The sequence below is a fragment of the Rhizobium sp. RSm-3 genome (genome assembly GCF_001854685.1).
Classification (GTDB): Bacteria; Pseudomonadota; Alphaproteobacteria; order Rhizobiales; family Rhizobiaceae; genus Rhizobium; species Rhizobium ecuadorense.
This window is the reverse complement of record NZ_MAWZ01000015.1, coordinates 79,337-96,592: the sequence shown is the minus strand read 5'-3', so window position 1 is coordinate 96,592 and position 17,256 is coordinate 79,337. Positions and strand designations below refer to the sequence as shown.

The 17,256-nt window shown below is 61.5% G+C and carries 10 protein-coding genes; 6 read left to right on the top strand and 4 right to left on the bottom strand.

The genetic code is table 11. From position 1 onward, the window contains the following. Positions 1-74: 74 nt before the first annotated feature. Together BBJ66_RS16565 and BBJ66_RS16560 are read left to right on the top strand one after the other, a co-directional pair. Positions 75-1,226 (top strand): alpha/beta hydrolase, encoded by a 1,152-nt coding sequence (locus tag BBJ66_RS16565; protein WP_071088414.1) that lies wholly within the window; start codon positions 75-77, stop codon positions 1,224-1,226. Between the two features lie 144 nt (positions 1,227-1,370). Further along, positions 1,371-2,822 carry an NCS1 family nucleobase:cation symporter-1 gene (locus tag BBJ66_RS16560; protein WP_071088412.1) on the top strand — a complete coding sequence of 484 codons (1,452 nt, stop codon included), beginning with the start codon at positions 1,371-1,373 and terminating at the stop codon, positions 2,820-2,822. An 88-nt stretch (positions 2,823-2,910) separates the two neighbouring features. Here the strand turns inward: BBJ66_RS16560 and BBJ66_RS16555 are convergent, their stop codons facing one another. Next, positions 2,911-4,791, bottom strand: a complete 1,881-nt coding sequence (locus tag BBJ66_RS16555) for a HAMP domain-containing methyl-accepting chemotaxis protein (protein WP_071088410.1) — start codon at positions 4,789-4,791, stop codon at positions 2,911-2,913. A 349-nt stretch (positions 4,792-5,140) separates the two neighbouring features. Between BBJ66_RS16555 and BBJ66_RS16550 the strand changes: the two genes are divergently transcribed. Next, complete coding sequence (locus BBJ66_RS16550) at positions 5,141-6,184, top strand: magnesium and cobalt transport protein CorA (RefSeq protein WP_071088408.1); 1,044 nt, start codon at positions 5,141-5,143, stop codon at positions 6,182-6,184. Here the strand turns inward: BBJ66_RS16550 and BBJ66_RS16545 are convergent. The 3 genes from BBJ66_RS16545 to BBJ66_RS16535 all read right to left on the bottom strand — a co-directional run bounded on the left by BBJ66_RS16545 (position 6,181) and on the right by BBJ66_RS16535 (position 8,298). Then, positions 6,181-6,957, bottom strand: coding sequence for a phosphotransferase enzyme family protein (locus BBJ66_RS16545; protein WP_071088406.1), 777 nt, complete (start codon positions 6,955-6,957; stop codon positions 6,181-6,183). The two genes, BBJ66_RS16550 and BBJ66_RS16545, sit on opposite strands and share 4 nt — an antisense overlap. 35 nt (positions 6,958-6,992) lie before the next feature. After that, positions 6,993-7,865 (bottom strand): MBL fold metallo-hydrolase, encoded by an 873-nt coding sequence (locus BBJ66_RS16540; protein ID WP_071088404.1) that lies wholly within the window; start codon positions 7,863-7,865, stop codon positions 6,993-6,995. A 70-nt stretch (positions 7,866-7,935) separates the two neighbouring features. Beyond that, a complete protein-coding gene (locus BBJ66_RS16535) occupies positions 7,936-8,298 on the bottom strand; it encodes a hypothetical protein (protein ID WP_071088403.1) in 363 nt (120 codons plus the stop codon). Positions 8,299-8,539: 241 nt separating this feature from the next. Here BBJ66_RS16535 and BBJ66_RS16530 point away from each other — a divergent pair, with 241 nt between their 5' ends. From BBJ66_RS16530 to glgB, 3 genes are read left to right on the top strand one after another with little or no spacing between them, the layout of a single operon-like run. Then, positions 8,540-11,764, top strand: a complete 3,225-nt coding sequence (locus BBJ66_RS16530; RefSeq protein ID WP_071088401.1) for an alpha-1,4-glucan--maltose-1-phosphate maltosyltransferase — start codon at positions 8,540-8,542, stop codon at positions 11,762-11,764. Further along, positions 11,765-15,049, top strand: a complete 3,285-nt coding sequence (gene treS / locus BBJ66_RS16525) for a maltose alpha-D-glucosyltransferase (protein ID WP_071088399.1) — start codon at positions 11,765-11,767, stop codon at positions 15,047-15,049. After that, the gene (glgB, locus tag BBJ66_RS16520) at positions 15,046-17,256 is read left to right on the top strand and encodes a 1,4-alpha-glucan branching protein GlgB (protein WP_071088397.1); all 2,211 of its coding nucleotides are present in this window, start codon (positions 15,046-15,048) and stop codon (positions 17,254-17,256) included. Before treS ends, glgB begins: the two co-directional genes overlap by 4 nt.

Sequence of the window (17,256 nt, the reverse complement as noted above, 5' to 3'; positions counted from 1 at the left end):
TCCGTCAGCCATCAGCCATTGCAGCGGCCACCGATGTGGCCGCGGCACACCTTGACTTGCGAGGGGATCGCTCGATGCAGCAACGACGTTTGAACGGGCTTGCGAAAATCGCTTCGGCCATGCTGATCGCGGTCAGTATGACGACACTGACGGGCTGCGTCTCGAGACCGTCGCCCGATGTCTTGAAGCCGGTCCATCTGCAGGCTCGTGCCGATGAGACCGTTTCGAACCGGGTGAGCGTGCTGGCCGCGACGAACAGGGCCCCCGATACCGTGCGCGGCGGCTTCGGGAGCGCATGGGCCGACAACCTCACCTATGAGCAATATGCTTTTTCGGTGCCTTCGGACAGGAAGGGTATCACGATCGCATACCCCACCTCGATGCCGGATCCCGAACGGCAATTTGCCGTCATCGGGCGCAAGCAGTTTGCAAAGGACGCCTTCGTTGAGCAGGCGCTTCGGTCGGTTCAGCCGGACGGCACCGTCGGCATCTTCGTGCATGGCTATAACTACAGTTATCAGGAGGCGCTCTATCGCACGGCACAGATCGCCGCGGATGCGAATATACGGGGTGCTCCGATCCTGTTTTCCTGGCCTTCGGCTGCAGCTGTTGCCGGATATGTCGCCGACCGCGATGCGGCGCTCGCCTCGCGCAGCGCACTCGATTCCCTCGTCACATCGCTTTCTGCCTCCGGCAAGGTGAAACGCATCATCCTGTTCGGGCACAGCATGGGCGGGTTCCTGGTCATGGAAACGGTGCGGGAGCTCAGGCTGCAGCACCGCGACGATGTCGTCGGCAAACTGGCGGTGGTGCTCGCCGCCCCCGATATCGACGTCGATGTCTTCCGGTCTCAGCTGAAGGATATCGGCCGAATGCCGATGCCCATTTCTCTTCTGGTCTCGAAGGACGATCGGGCGCTCGTAGCCTCGAGCTTCATCGCCGGGGAGCGGCCGCGCGTCGGGCGTCTCGATATTAACGATCCCGTCATCGAGGAGGCCGCCGTGAAAGAAAGGCTCCGGGTCATCGATATCACGTCGATCCAGGCGTCCGATGGGCTCGGGCATGACCGTTACGCATCCCTCGCCAAGTTCGGTGCGCAGCTTGCCTCCTTCGAAAACGGCAAGCGTTCATCCGCCGGCGACGTCGGCGCCTATGTCTTCGACGCGGCCGGCGCCGCCGTCGCAAGCCCGTTTCGCCTGGCCGGACGTATCGTCGGCGCGCAGTGAACAGGCCGGGCGCGCTCAGGTGGATCTGTACAGCGCGGCCGCCGACATTGTGTACAATGTGACTATTAAATTGTCAGATGCTCAAATGAGGAGCAGACTTCCGTCCGTGGTCGAGTCGGCCTCAGGGGATATGGGAGGGCATTCATGAGCATACGAAATCCGTCTCCCTCGTTATACAACGAGGATCTTGCACCCGCCGAGGAGCGCAAATGGGGTGCGTTCAGTATCTTTAACGTCTGGACATCTGACGTTCACAGCCTGTGGGGTTATTATCTGGCGGCGAGCCTGTTCCTGCTGTGCGGCAGCTTCGTGAATTTCGTCATCGCCATCGGCATCGGCTCGCTGGTCATCTTTCTTCTGATGAGCCTGGTCGGCAATGCGGGTGTGCGCACCGGCGTACCCTTTCCGGTTCTGGCGCGCGCCTCCTTCGGCACATTCGGCGCCAACGTTCCGGCCCTGGTCCGGGCGGTGGTCGCCTGCTTCTGGTACGGCGCGCAGACTGCCGCCGCATCCGGTGCGATCGTCGCTCTTCTGATCAGGAACGAGAGCCTGCTCGCCTTCCACCAGAACAGCCATATGCTCGGCCACTCGACCCTGGAACTCATCTGCTACGTCATCGTCTGGGCGCTGCAACTGCTGATCATCCAGCGGGGAATGGAAACGGTTCGCAAGTTCCAGGATTGGGCCGGTCCCGCCGTCTGGATCATGATGCTGATCCTGGCCGTCTATCTGGTCGTCAAATCGGGGACCTTCTCCTTCGGTTCGGAAATCCCGCGCGACGTGCTGATCGAGAAGACCAAGGATGCCGGCGTGCCGGGCGAGCCCGGCTCGATCGCGGCGCTTGCCGCGGTGGCCGCCACCTGGATTACCTATTTCGCAGCGCTTTACCTGAACTTCTGCGATTTCTCGCGTTACGCAACGAGCGAAAAGGCGCTGCGCAAGGGGAACCTCTGGGGTCTGCCGATCAATCTTCTGGCGTTCTGCCTTGTCGCAGGTGTCACGACGACCGCCGCCTTCACCGTATATGGCGAGGTCCTGCTGCATCCGGAAATGATATCGGCGAAATTCGACAGCTGGTTCCTGGCGCTGCTTGCGGCACTGACCTTCGCGATCGCAACGCTCGGCATCAACGTCGTGGCGAACTTCGTCTCGCCGGCCTTCGATTTCGCCAATGTCTTCCCGCGCCAGATCAACTTCAAACGCGGCGGATACATCGCCGCATTGATCGCGCTGGTGCTTTATCCGTTTGCTCCCTGGGAGACGGGTGCGGCGCATTTCGTCAACTTCATCGGCTCGACCATGGGGCCGATCTTCGGCATCATGATGGTGGATTACTATCTCATCCGGAAAAGTCAGCTGAACGTCGAGGCGCTCTATCATGAGAATGGCGAGTTCCGCTTCCAGAGCGGATGGCACGGCAATGCCTTTATCGCATTCGTGGTCGGTGCGCTGTTCTCCTCGATCCTGCCGACCTTCACCTCGATCCTGCCGGATTGGTGGGGCACCTATGGCTGGTTCTTCGGCGTCGGTATCGGCGGGGCGATCTACTTCGTGCTGAGAATGGGCGCGCGGCGCAATCCGGCCTACGCGGCATGACAAAATGAGAGGCGCCCGGCGATGCCGGGCGCCTTCATATCTCGTCCGTCCAAGCGGTCAGGGCAGGGGCCGCCCCTTCGCATCCGTCTTAACGGCCTGCGGCCACTGCATGGATGGGCGCGCGGGTCGGCTGCGCCATCGTTCTCACCGTCGAGCGAAGGGCCGACGACTGGTTGAACGCCGTATCGTCGAGCTTGAACTGGGCGATAAGCTCGCGAAGTGTCTGGGCTTGCTGCGCGAGTGAATCGGATGCCGCCGTCGACTGTTGCACCATGGTCGCGTTCTGCTGCGTGGTCTGGTCCATCCGGTTGACCGCAACATTGACTTCGCTGAGGCCGATGGACTGCTCTTTCGCAGAGGTGGCGATCGAATCCATATGGTGATTGATCTGGGTGATGAAGCCGCCGATGGTCTTCAGGGCCTGGCCGGTATCGCGCACCAGCTTGACGCCGCTTTCAACTTCCTTCGAAGAGTTCTGGATCAGGCCCTTGATTTCCTTGGCTGCACTTGCCGAGCGCTGGGCGAGTTCGCGCACTTCCTGGGCGACGACGGCGAAGCCCTTGCCGGCCTCGCCGGCGCGCGCCGCTTCCACACCGGCATTGAGAGCGAGAAGATTGGTCTGGAAGGCGATTTCGTCGATGACGCTGATAATGTTGGAGATCTGCTGCGACGAAGTTTCGATGCGCTCCATCGCCTCTTCGGCATGGGAGACGACTTCCGCGGAGATGCCGGCGCTGCGGTTTGCCTCGGTGGCCACAGTGCGAGTTTCCTCTGTCCGCTTGCTGGAGTTAGAAACGTTTGCGGTGATCTCTTCCAGTGCTGCCGCCGTCTCTTCGAGCGAGGCCGCCTGCTGCTCCGTGCGCTTCGACAGATCGCTCGCACCGGAAGAGATCTCCCGCGTGCCTTCATCGATCGTGCCGATGCTTTCGGAAATCGCCCGGAGCGTCGCGCCAAGCTGGGTGACGGACTGGTTGAAGTCGTGGCGCAGCGCCTCGAAATCGGGTGCGAAGGTCTCGTTGATCTGAAAGGCGAGGTCGCCTGCGGCCAGCCGCTTCAGGCCGGCGGCGAGGCCCGAGGTGGCGACGCGCAGCCGCTCCGAGGCGTCTGCCTCCGCCTGCTTCTGGGCTGCGACGCGATCGGCCTCCGCCCTGTTGCGGTTTTCTTCGGCGTCCAGTGCCATCCGCTTATTCGTGATCGCGGCTTGGCGGAAGATCTCGACGGCTCCCGCCATCGATCCGACTTCGTCTGCGCGGTCGGCAAACGGAATCTCCGCATCTGTGTCGCCGTCGGCAAGCCGCCGCATCGAAGCGGTGATGCCGGTAATCGGATTGGCGATACCCGTTAGCACGAAGGCGATGGCGCCGACAACGAGCAAACCGGCAACAATGATGGCGGCAAGCAGATAGAATTCTATGGAATCGAAGGTTTCCTTGCTGAGGGCGGCAGCCTTGTTGCTGCCGCTGACGTCCAATTCGACCAGGGTGGTCGTGGCTTCCTTGAGCTTATCTGAGTAGGTGCGCATCTCGCCGCCCAGATATTGCCCGGCCTCTTCGGTCTTGTTGGCGCGGGAAAGGGCGAGCAGCTGCGAGCTGCTGGCGATGTAACCTCCAACGCTCTCCTTGATTGTCTTGATCAGTTCGCGCTCGTGGTCGGACGAGGCCAGCGAAAGATAGGTATCCACTGATTTGCCGACCGTATCCTCGGCGATTTTGATGGCCTCTTCGCGTGTTTTCTTTTCCGCCTCGGTCTGAGCGATGATGTGATCGCGGTAAGCGAGACGCAAATTCGTCATGGCCAGATTGATCGATTGCGAAGCCTGGACGCTCGGCAGCCAATGGGTCGCGATTTCTTCGGTGGAGCCGTTCGTGTTTCGAAGGCCGTCGACCGCAAGATAGGCGACGAGACCGAAGAGAAGAGCTATACCGCTGAAAATCAACAGCAAACTCGATTTAATGTTTGGACGACGCATTGAAAGTCCTCGATCGAACGGTCCGGCTTCATGCCGCTTGGCTAGGGACTTTTGTACAGAAAAAAATTTAACGATTTGCTCAATTTGTAAAATGCCGCTTAACAGCCTGACGTCGCTTTTGCGCAGAACATATCCCCATCGCGCCGGAAATATTTATCGATGCGTCAGAGAGTTGAGAGGAGCCAGACATGATGAAGTCGGTTGACGCCTCTCCCCGGGCGGAGCAGGCCCACTCAGCCTCGCATAGAGGCGGATGCATGTTTTACAAAATAGCATTATGATTGACGCGGCGCCTAGCCGGCGTTGCTTGCGGAGGCGTGATCTGCGCGGGAGCAGGAGGAGGGCAGGATTGGAACGGCTGAAGGATCTGGACAGTGTTTCCCCGCAGGCCGGCAGTGGCTCTGCCTCGCCGCCGTATGAGCGGCGCGGCGTTGTGGCTGCGGCCGTGTATCAGCATGGGCAGCGCATTCGCGACATCAGGATAGAAGAGGCGGGCGAATGGCGCAGTCGGGAGAATGCCATCGTCTGGATCGGTCTGCACGAGCCGGATGAAGTGCTGCTGCATCAGGTCCAGGCCGAATTCAATCTCCACGCCTTGGCGATCGAGGACGCGGCGCAGCCCCACCAGCGCCCGAAGCTGGAGATTTATGGGGACGCAATGTTCATCGTCGCCCGGACCGCCCATATGAAGGATGACGAAATCATCTTCGGCGAAACGCATTTGTTCGTCGGCCGCGGTTACGTCGTCTCGGTTCGCCACGGGGATTCGTCTTCTTATCTGGCGGTGCGGCAGCGATGCGAGGCAACGCCGGCGGCGTTGGCCCACGGCGAGAATTACATTCTCTATTCCATCCTCGATTTCATCGTGGACAACTACATGCCGGTCATCGAGGTCGTGCAGGAGGAGGTGGAGAAGCTCGAAGATCTGGTGCTGCGCGAACAGCTGGGGAAGTCCGATATCGAGCGGCTTTACCTCTTACGCCGCAAGCTTCTGCGGCTGCGCAACGCCGTGGTGCCGCTCGTCGACGTCTGCCGGCGATATGAGCACATCGATCTGCCCGGCATGGATCCGACGCTGCAGTCGCTGTTTCGCGATGTGACCGATCACGTTCGCCGGGTTCAGGAAGATATCGATGCGCTGCGCGAGGTGCTGGCTTTCGCCTTCGAGGCCAGCGTGATGATCGGCCAGACCGAGCAGACGGCGATTGCCCGCAAGCTCGCCGCCTGGGCGGCGATCCTCGCCGTCCCAACGGCGATCGCCGGCATTTACGGGATGAATTTCAGCGACATGCCGGAACTGAAAACCCAGTATGGCTATTTTGTCGTGCTCGGCGTTATCGCCGTCTTGTGCCTCGGCCTGTTCGGCTTCTTCCGTCGTAGGAAGTGGCTTTAGCAGCGCAGCGCTGTCAGCAGTCGGTCTCGATGCTGATCGATATAGTCGATATCGCCGCGATACAGCCGGGCGTCTCCTGCAGCCACGTCCTCCGCGAAGGTCTGGTCTCCAGCCGAGGCGCTTGCCAGCATGAAATTGACGAGCGCCTGAAGCCGCCTGCGGATCATCTCTGGAAGCTGGCTCCGCTCTTCTGCCGTCGTGCCGTAGGCCGTGCAGAAGATTGCCGCTCGCCGCAGCTGTTCGTCGAGGCTTGACGTCACGCCGGGATGGGAGGGATCGGACAAGGGTGCCCAGCGGTAAACCGCATAGGCCAGATCCCAGAGGCGTGGTGCGGGATGGGCTGTGTCGAAATCGATGATCCCGACAGCTTCGTGCTCTGCCGTGGCGACATTATAAGGCGCGTAATCTCCGTGGCAGATGATCTCGCGCGGTTCCTGCGGCGGCAGCATCCAGGTTTGGGCCTCGCGATCCGTTGCCAGAAACCCTTCAGATGCCGAATGAAAGTCGCGCAGAAGCCTGGCCGCGGACAGCAGCATCGTCTCCGATCCGACAAATGGATCCGCCAAGTCTTCGCAGACGCGCCCGGCGACGTAGCTGACGATCTCCTGGTTTTCTCCCGTGACGCCGATCGGCTCCGGCGCCGCCAGAAAGCCTCGGCTCCTGAGATGCCACAAAAACCGATGCACCGTCGGTGTCCATGCGCCGGATGGTCTGATGACGGTATTGCCGTCGCGCCAGATCTGCCCGGTTCGCCCGCCTGCCAAAGGTTTCACGTCATCGCCTCCCACCTGCCGCCCCTTTATGCGGATTACCGTTTTTCGATATGAGCCTGAACGGTGGCGCCAAGGTTGGTCTCATGGCAGTTTCGGTAGAACGTTGCCGCATCTGCAGGCATCCCATCGGGAATGGCAATGAAGTCTTCAAGCCGAAAACCGTTTGAACGGCCAAGCTGCTCATCGGCCAGCTGGCTTTCGCTCAACCCGTCGACACGATCGGCCAGGGCTTCGAAATAGGCGAGGTTCGCCTTCACCGTCGAAGGCGAAGATGTCTGGCCATGCGCGGGGATGACCAGCCTCGCATCGAGGTCACGAATCCGCTCCAGCGAAGAACGGATCAGGCCAAGGTCTTCGGCACTTTTGCTCCAGACTTCGGGGATAGGGTATTCCACCGCGTCGACGGCCAGGCAGATGCGCAGTTCGGGAATCCAGATGGCGATATGGTCGGGCGTGTGCCCGGGCGTATGGATGAGTTCGAGCGTGAGATCGCCGCCGTTGAGGACCATCGAGCCGGAGAAGGTGATATCGGGAGCCACGAGATCGACGTTGCGAAACCGTGATTCCTCGCTCGCCTTGTCTCTCAGGGTCTTTAGCGTAGACGGATCACGCAAGCGGTCGAGTGCTGCGGCATGCGCGATAATCGGAGCGCGCCCCGCAATGGCGGCATTTCCCCAGAAGTGATCCCAATCCATGTGGGAATTGATGACGATCAGCGGGCGATCTGCAGCCTTTTCTTCAAGCAGATCCAGCGCCATCCGGCATAGCTCGGGCGTGCCGAGCGTATCGATCAGGACGTTGAATCTCTCTGTCCGGACAAACACGGCATCGACTTCGTCCCCCGCCCGAACGATCACGATTCGATCGTCAAGTTCGGGATAGGAGCACAATTCCACCGATGGCTTCACGTCTGGTTGCCTCTATTGCAGTCGGAGTGCTTTCATTCAGTACATGAAATCATGCTCAGGTGCCTGCTCTTTAAGGATGGTGCGGCTTCCGCTCAACAGGGACATGCACATCCCATCCTTTCATCACATCATTCGGCACGGCGGTTGCGCATATCACCATCACGCTAGGTTTCGAGCGGCCGAGGCTCTTCGGCGTCCATTGTGACCGGAGCGGGACTTCGCATCGGGGGACCAGCACCTTCGCGTTCGGCTCCAGCACCTCCCATTGCTGTTGCCCTTTGGCGTTCTCCCGCTCGACGAAGTGCCTGGCCTCCTCACGGATTTCGAACAGGCCGTGTTTGTACTCTGTGGAACGATCGGTCTCGATGCTCCAGGAGGTGAGGCACAGGACGCAGGCCGAAAGGGTTGCGGCGAAGAGTATCGATCGAAGCATGGATGCGCTCTCAACAGCCAACTGACTCCCCCTCCGTAGACAATGGAAGACTACCCGGATGTGGCTGAAATTCTCAAGGTCTCTTCATCTCACGAGAAGGCTTTGATGCTCGAACGGAGCGCGCACCGTCGATCCGGCGCCGACGCGGCCGATGATTTCATACACGCGCGAATTGGCCATGCCGGTGGAACAACAACCGCCAAAGGTAGTTTGCCTTAAAAGCAACTCGAGGCGGCGGCCGATGTCATTTTCTGCAAACGGGGGTGTGTTGAGCACCCCACCCCGGATCTATTATGTCAATCCTCTCCTTCTCCGGGGCGTCGATGCATGGCGCGAGGTTTTCGACCATGCGGCGGATACCGGTTTCGATCATGTGCTGACGGCGCCCCTCTTCGACCGGGGCGGTGAATGCAGCGTGTTTGCCTCCCGGGATTTCGATCGTCTCGATCCTGAATTGTCGCTCGGAAGCGGGATGGAGGATGGGATGGCGCGCCTGGCGGAGGCTGGCGGCAAGAGCGGCGTCGCCTTGATGATGGACCTGATGCTCGACGGCAAGGCGGGTCACCAGGCAGGCTTTCGTCCTGTCGATCCAAGGCGCGCGCCATTGGACCCGGCGGAGCCGATGACGGCGATGGGGGCAGAACGGCAATCGCAGCTGTTGGCGGAATGGACCGAAAGGCTGCAGCGGCTGAGCGGTCTCGGTCTCTCCGGCTACCGGGTGCTCGGGATCGATCGCGCCGCGCCGACGCTTTTCAAATCGCTGATTGCGGCGGTGCGCGAAAAGACCGAGGCGCAATTCCTCGCCTGGACGCCCGGCACCGATTTTGCGGTGAGGGGCGGCATCAAGGGGTCAGGTTTCGACGGCTGCTTTTCGTCGATGGCCTGGTGGGATTTTGACGAGAGATGGTTCATCGACGAGCATCGCGTGCAGCAGCCGCTCGGCTGGCAGGTCGCGTTTCCGGAGCCGCCATTCGCCCGGCGTATCGCGCACGGAACCGAGAGCCGCGAGATCCTCGAACGGCGCGCCGTGAGAGCCTTGCGCCTTGCCGCTTCGCTCGGTGGGGGACTGATGGTTCCCATGGGGTTCGAATATGGCGCGGCCACGCCGCTCGATCCGACGCATGGGAACAGGTCGGGTCTTCGGGGACTGCGCCACGACTTGTCTTTCGATCTTTCCTCTGAAATCCGCCTTGCGAATAGCGAAATCGGTAGGGTCGAGCATGCGCCTGCCTCTTCGCTGCGCCTGATCCGCAATGCCAATGGACCGGTCTCGGCACTTCTGCAATCCGAGGTGCAGGATCTGCGTAGCGCTGACAACGTGCGCTTTATCCTGCTGAACAGGGACCTTCGGAAAAGCGCGCCGGCGCCGGTGACCGCACTTCGTGAAGCGGCCTCCGGTTTTCTGCCAGTCGCAGCCGATGGCGCGGCCCTGCGTTTGCGGGCAGGCGAGGCGCTGGTCATCGAAGGCAAGGCGCCGGCGCCGATCACCTCCAGACCCGCCCTGGAGATCGCGCAGGCGACGGCATCGCCGCGGCTCGCCATCGAAAACATCATGCCGCGCGTTGATGACGGGCGCTTCCCGGTCAAGCGGGTGCTCGGTGACATCGTCACCGTCGAGGCCGACATATTCGCCGACGGCCACGACCCGATCGCAGCCGTCCTGCTCTGGCGTCCGCTCGATGCCATGGCGGACTGGAACGAGACGGAGATGCATCTGATCGAAAACGACCGCTGGCGTGCCGAGTTCCTGCTGGAGCGCACCGGACGTTACGAGTTCGCGGTCGAGGCGTGGAAAAACCCGTTTGCGATCTTCCGCTACGAGCTGACCAAGAAGAACGACGCCCGGCTGGACCTGAAGCTCGAGCTGCAGGAAGGGCTGAACCTCGCCCGTGCGGCAAAGGCTGCCGCGCCTGCGGCGCTGGGCGCCGACTTGCAAGCTCTGGTCGACCGCCTCGAACACGCGTCGGATGCCGCGCGCACGGCGATCCTGCTCGATCCCAGGACATCGGAGCTGATGAACAAGGCCGACAGGCGGCCGTTCCGGCTTCGCTCCACGGCAAGCACCGTCGATGCCGAACGCAAGGCCGCGGCCTTTGCCAGCTGGTACCAGATTTTCCCGCGCTCGCAGAGCGGCGATCCGGACCGGCACGGCACGTTCGACGACGTGATCGCAAGATTGCCCGCCATCCGCGACATGGGCTTCGACGTGCTCTATTTCCCGCCGATTCATCCGATCGGTTCGACCAACCGGAAAGGCCGCAACAACAGCCTGAAAGCTGGGCCTGATGATCCGGGAAGCCCCTATGCGATCGGCTCCGAGGAGGGCGGTCACGATGCCATCCATCCCGAGCTCGGCGAATTCGAGGATTTCCGGCGTCTGGTCGAGGCGGCAGGCCGGCATGGCTTGGAGATCGCCCTCGATCTCGCCATCCAGGCGTCGCCGGATCACCCTTGGTTGACGGAGCATCCCGGCTGGTTCGACTGGCGTCCCGACGGCACGATCAAATATGCGGAAAACCCGCCGAAGAAATACGAGGACATCGTCAATGTCGATTTCTACACCAAGGACGCGCTGCCCTCGTTATGGGTGGAACTGAGGGATGTCGTTCAGCTTTGGGTCGACCAGGGCGTCAAGCTGTTTCGCGTCGACAATCCGCACACCAAGCCCTTTCCGTTCTGGGAATGGCTGATCGGCGATATCAGGGCGCGTCATCCCGATGTGGTCTTCCTGTCGGAAGCCTTCACCAGGCCGAAGGTGATGTACCGGCTGGCGAAGATCGGCTTCTCCCAGTCCTATACCTATTTCACCTGGCGCAACGCCAAATGGGAGCTCGAGCAATATATGCGGGAGCTGACGGAGACGGAGGCGAAGGAGTTCTTCCGCCCGCATTTCTTCGTCAACACCCATGATATCAATCCGGATTTCCTGCAGAACGCGCCGCGTCCGGCCTTCCTGATCCGCGCAGCCCTTGCCGCCACCCTCTCGGGCCTGTGGGGCGTCTATAATGGTTTCGAACTCTGCGAGGGGCGACCCGATGCCAAGCGCAAGGAATATGCCGACAGCGAGAAATACGAGATCCGTGCCTGGGACTACGATCGGCCGGGCAACATCATTGCCGAAATCAGGATGCTCAACCGCATCCGGACCGAAAATACCGCACTGCATTCACATCTCGGGCTGACGCTGCTGAATGCACGAAATGACAATATCCTGTTCTTCGAGAAGGCAAGCAAGGCGCGTGACAACGTCCTGCTGATCGCCATCAGTCTCGACCCCCACAACTTCCAGCAAAGCGATGTCGAGCTGCCGCTCTGGCAGTGGTCGCTCGGGGATGGCGGCACGCTGGATGCCGAAGATCTGATCGGCGGACATCGTTTCAAGTGGACCGGCAAATGGCAGAGCATCGGGCTCAATCCGCACGTCCTGCCCTATGCGATCTGGCGTATTCGCTCAAGGGAGGCATGAATGGACACGATGAATGCCGATGGCTCGCACCAGCCGCTGCTGTGGTACAAGGATGCGATCATCTATCAGTTGCACATCAAGTCGTTCTACGACGCCAATGGCGACGGCGTCGGCGACTTTGCGGGTCTGCATGCCAAGCTCGATCATATCGCGGCGCTTGGCGTCAATGCCATCTGGCTGCTGCCTTTCTTTCCCTCGCCGCGCCGCGACGACGGCTATGACATCGCCGACTATGGCAATGTCAGCCCGGATTACGGGACGGTGGAAGATTTCCGCGCCTTCGTTGACGCCGCCCACCAGCGCAATATCCGCGTCATCATCGAGCTCGTCATCAACCACACCTCCGATCAGCATCCCTGGTTCCAGCGCGCCCGTCAGGCGCCTGCGGGATCGCCGGAGCGCGATTTCTATGTCTGGTCGGATACCGATCAGAAATTCCCGGAAACGCGCATCATTTTCCTCGATACGGAAAAATCCAACTGGACATGGGACGCCGCCGCCGGCGCTTACTACTGGCACCGCTTCTATTCCCATCAGCCCGACCTGAATTTCGACAGCCCGCTGGTCATGGAGGAACTGCTGAAGGTGATGCGCTTCTGGCTGGAAACCGGCATCGACGGCTTCCGCCTCGACGCAATCCCCTACCTCGTCGAGCGCGAGGGCACGATCAACGAAAACCTGCCGGAAACCCATGCGATCCTTAAACGCATCCGCGCTGCTCTCGATGCCACCCATCCCGGGGTGATGCTGCTGGCCGAGGCCAATCAATGGCCAGAGGATACACGCGAATATTTCGGCGAGGGCGACGAATGCCACATGGCCTTCCACTTCCCGCTGATGCCGCGCATGTATATGGCGATCGCCAAGGAGGACCGGTTTCCGATCACCGATATCCTCCGGCAGACGCCGGAGATTCCCGAGAATTGCCAGTGGGCGATCTTCCTGCGCAATCACGACGAGCTGACGCTCGAAATGGTGACCGATGCCGAGCGGGACTATCTCTGGGAAACCTATGCATCCGACAAGCGCGCCCGCATCAATCTCGGCATCCGGCGGCGGCTGGCGCCGCTGATGGAGCGCGACCGCCGGCGCATCGAGCTGATGAATGCGCTGCTTCTGTCGATGCCGGGAACGCCGGTCATCTATTACGGCGACGAGATCGGCATGGGCGACAATATCTATCTCGGCGACCGGGATGGGGTGCGGACGCCGATGCAATGGTCTCCAGACCGTAACGGCGGCTTCTCCAGAGTAGACCCCGCACGTCTCGTCTTGCCGCCGGTCGCCGACCCGCTCTACGGTTTCGAGGCCGTCAATGTCGAGGCGCAGAGCACGGACGCGCACTCGCTGCTCAACTGGACGCGCAAGATGCTAGCGCTGCGTGGGCGGCATCCGGCCTTCGGCCGCGGTTCGTTGCGGTTCCTCGCACCGGAGAACCGTAAGATCCTCGCTTATCTCAGGGAGCATGAAGGCGAGACCCTGATGTGCGTCGCAAATCTCTCGCGGCTGCCCCAGGCCGTCGAACTCGACCTCTCAGCCTTCGAGGGCCGCGTGCCGATCGAATTGACCGGCATGTCGCCCTTTCCGCCGATCGGGCAGCTGACCTATCTGCTGACGCTGCCGCCTTACGGCTTCTTCTGGTTCCAATTGGAGGCCGATGCCGACCCGCCGGCATGGCGCACCGCGCCGCCCGAACAGCTTCCCGATCTGGTGACGATGGTTGTCCGCCGCGGCCTGCTCGATCTTGTCGAAGAACCCAAGCTTGCACGCGTCCTCAGCACTGAAATTCTGCCTGCCTATCTCGGCAAGCGGCGGTGGTTCGGGGCGAAAGACCAGCCGCTGCAGGCGGCGCGTCTGATCTCCGCAACGCCGATCCCGTTTGCCGACGGGATCGTTCTCGGCGAACTGGAGGCCGTGCTGCCGAACCATAGCGAATCCTACCAGCTGCCGCTGGCGGTCGCCTGGGACGATGCGCAGCCATCGGTGCTGACCCAGCAGCTCGCGCTCGGGCGGGTCCGTCAGGGCCGGCGCGTCGGCTTCCTGACGGACGGGTTTGCCGTGGAGGCGATGGCGCGCGGCATCCTGCGCGGACTTGGCGATCGCTCGCGCATCACCGGCCGTACCGGCACGCTTGAATTTCTCGGCACGGAACGGCTCGATCGTCTGGCGGTCACCGATGACCTGCCGGTCCATTGGCTCTCGGCCGAGCAATCCAACAGTTCGCTGATCGTCGGCGACCTCGCGATGATCAAGCTGATCAGGCACATCTTTCCCGGTATTCATCCGGAGGTCGAGATGACGCGCTATCTCACCCGCGCCGGCTACGACCACACGGCGCCCTTGCTCGGTGAGGTCGCGCATACGGACTCCAGTGGACGCCGCTCGACATTGATCATCGTCCAAGGCGCCATCCGCAACCAGGGCGACGCCTGGAACTGGATGCTGAACAATTTGCGCCGCGGGGCAGACGAACTCGTGCTGAACGACCCGGCCGTCCAGCCGGGCGACGACGTCTTCCAGCCGCTGATCAGTTTCGTCGCGATGGTCGGCCTGCGGCTCGGAGAACTGCATGTCGTGCTCGCCGCGGAGACCGCGGACGAAGCTTTCAGCCCGGTGGTCGCCGGCGACCGCGAGGTGGAGGCGATGAAGAAGGCGGTTGCCGGTGAGGTCGACTACGCGATGTCGAAACTATCAGAACGTGAGGAGAATGCCGATCCGGCGATCGACCTGCTCGCAGCCCCTCTGCTCAAGCGCCGCTCCGAACTCGTCGAGCTCGCCGCGACGCTGGCCGAGGCCACCCGCCATACGCTGATGACGCGCACGCATGGCGATTTCCATCTTGGCCAGATCCTCGTCAGCGAGGGCGATGCCGTCATCATCGACTTCGAGGGCGAGCCTGCAAAAAACCTGGGCGAGCGCCGCGCCAAGACCAATCCGCTGCGCGATGTCGCCGGGCTTTTGAGATCATTGAGTTATCTCGTCGCCACCGCCAAGCTCGACAACGACGCCGTCATCGAACACGAGAACGAAGTCCGTCGCGAGGCCATCGCCCGCTTCGGGCGCCAGGCGGAAGAGGCGTTCCTCGACGCCTATTCGCAGGCGGTTTCCGCATCGACGGCGCTTGACATGCCAGCCAATCAACGACGGAGGGTCCTTAATGCCTTTCTTCTCGAGAAGGCCGCCTATGAAATCGCCTATGAAGCCCGCAACAGGCCGAAATGGCTTCCGATTCCGCTCTCCGGCCTTACCGAAATCGTATCGCGCCTGGCGGGGGTCAAGGCATGAATGTTGAGCGCTCGGAACTTCTCGCCGGCATCGGACAGGATGCACTCTGGGCTCTGATCGAGGGACGCCACGGCGATCCCTTCTCGATCCTCGGTCCCCACGAAAGCGGTGGGATGACGATCGTGCGCGTCTATCTGCCTGGCGCCGAAGCCGTCGATTTGATCGAGGCGGCGAGCGGTCGGGTGGTGGCGCCTTTTAGCATTGCGCATCCATCCGGCCTGTTTGCGGCAGCAACCGGTTCGAGGACCGGATACCGGTTGCGGATCACATGGCCGGATGCGGTGCAGATCACCGAGGATCCCTATAGTTTCGGTCTGCTGCTCGGCGAACTCGACCTCCATTTGATATCGGAGGGCACGCATTACAGTCTGAGCCGCACGCTTGGCGCGGTGGCGATGCCGATCGACGGCATATCAGGTGTCCGTTTCGCCGTATGGGCGCCGAATGCACGCCGCGTCTCGGTCGTCGGCGACTTCAATGCCTGGGACGGGCGGCGAAATCCGATGAGGCTGAGGCAGTCGGCGGGCGTCTGGGAACTGTTCATTCCGACGCTTGCCCCCGGCGAAAGATACAAGTTCGAAATCGTCGATGCCGAGGGAACCTGCCTGCCGCAAAAGGCCGATCCGGTGGCAAGGGCAAGCGAAGCTGCCCCATCCACCGCCTCGATCGTCGCATCGTCGACGCCGTTTCGATGGACGGATGACGGCTGGATGAAGGACCGCTCCCGCCAGGAAAGGCTGGAAGGCGCGATGTCAGTCTATGAGGTGCATGCCGGCTCCTGGCTGCGCGAGGGGCGGGACGGCAACAGATATCTCGACTGGGTCGAGCTCAGCCAGCGGCTCGTTCCCTATGCCAGCGACATGGGATTCACCCATATCGAACTGCTGCCGATCATGGAGCATCCGTTCGGCGGCTCCTGGGGCTATCAGCCGCTCGGCTTGTTTGCCCCGACCGGCCGCTACGGCACGCCGGAGGATTTCGCCTATTTCGTCGACCGTTGCCATGGCGCGGGACTCGGCATCATCCTCGACTGGGTGCCGGCCCATTTTCCGACTGACGTCTGGGGTCTCGCCCGCTTTGATGGTAGCGCGCTCTACGAACACGAGGACCCGCGCGAGGGCTTTCACCGGGACTGGAACACGCTGATCTACAATCTCGGCCGCAACGAGGTCAAAGGCTTCCTGATCGCCAGCGCGCTCGAATGGCTCGAACGCTACCATGTCGACGGCTTGCGCGTCGATGCCGTGGCCTCGATGCTTTACCGCGACTATAGCCGTAATGAAGGCGAGTGGATTCCCAACCAATATGGCGGCCGCGAAAATCTGGAAGCGGTGGAATTCTTCAAGCACCTGAACAGCATCATCCACGAGCGCTGCCCACACGCGATGACGATCGCCGAGGAATCGACGGCCTGGCCCGGCGTTACCAAGCCCCCCGAGCAGGGCGGCCTCGGTTTCGACATCAAATGGAACATGGGCTGGATGCATGACAGCCTGAGCTACATCGAGAAGGATCCGGTCTACCGCAGCTATCACCACGGCACGATGACCTTCGGCATGATCTACGCCTATTCCGAGTGTTTCATGCTGCCGATTTCCCACGACGAGGTCGTCTATGGCAAAGGTTCGCTGCTGACGAAAATGCCGGGTGACGAATGGCAGAAATTCGCCAATCTGCGCAGCTATCTCGCCTTCATGTGGGGCCATCCCGGCAAGAAGCTGCTGTTCATGGGAAGCGAAGTGGCGCAGCCGGGCGAATGGAACCACGACGCTTCGGTGAGCTGGGATGTGCTGGACCGGCCAGAACATGTCGGCATTCAGCGCCTGGTGAAGGATCTGAACGCGTTTTACAGCGACGAGCCGGCATTGCAGTTTGGCGATTTTCATCCTGAAGGCTTCGAATGGGCGGCTGCCGATGACGCCGTCAATTCCGTTCTCGGCATGCTCCGTTATGCCAAGGACCGCTCTTCAACCGTTCTCGTCATATCGAACTTCACGCCGGTGCCGCGTTATGGCTACAGGATCGGCGTGCCTGATGATGGCGTGTGGATCGAGCGGATCACGACGGATGCACGCGAATATGGCGGCTCCGGCCTGGTCAATGGCGCGCTGTCCAGTGAACCCATATCTGCCCATGGCCGACCATTCTCCCTGTCGCTGACGGTGCCGCCGCTGACGACGGTCTTTCTCAAGGGACCGTCGCCCTGA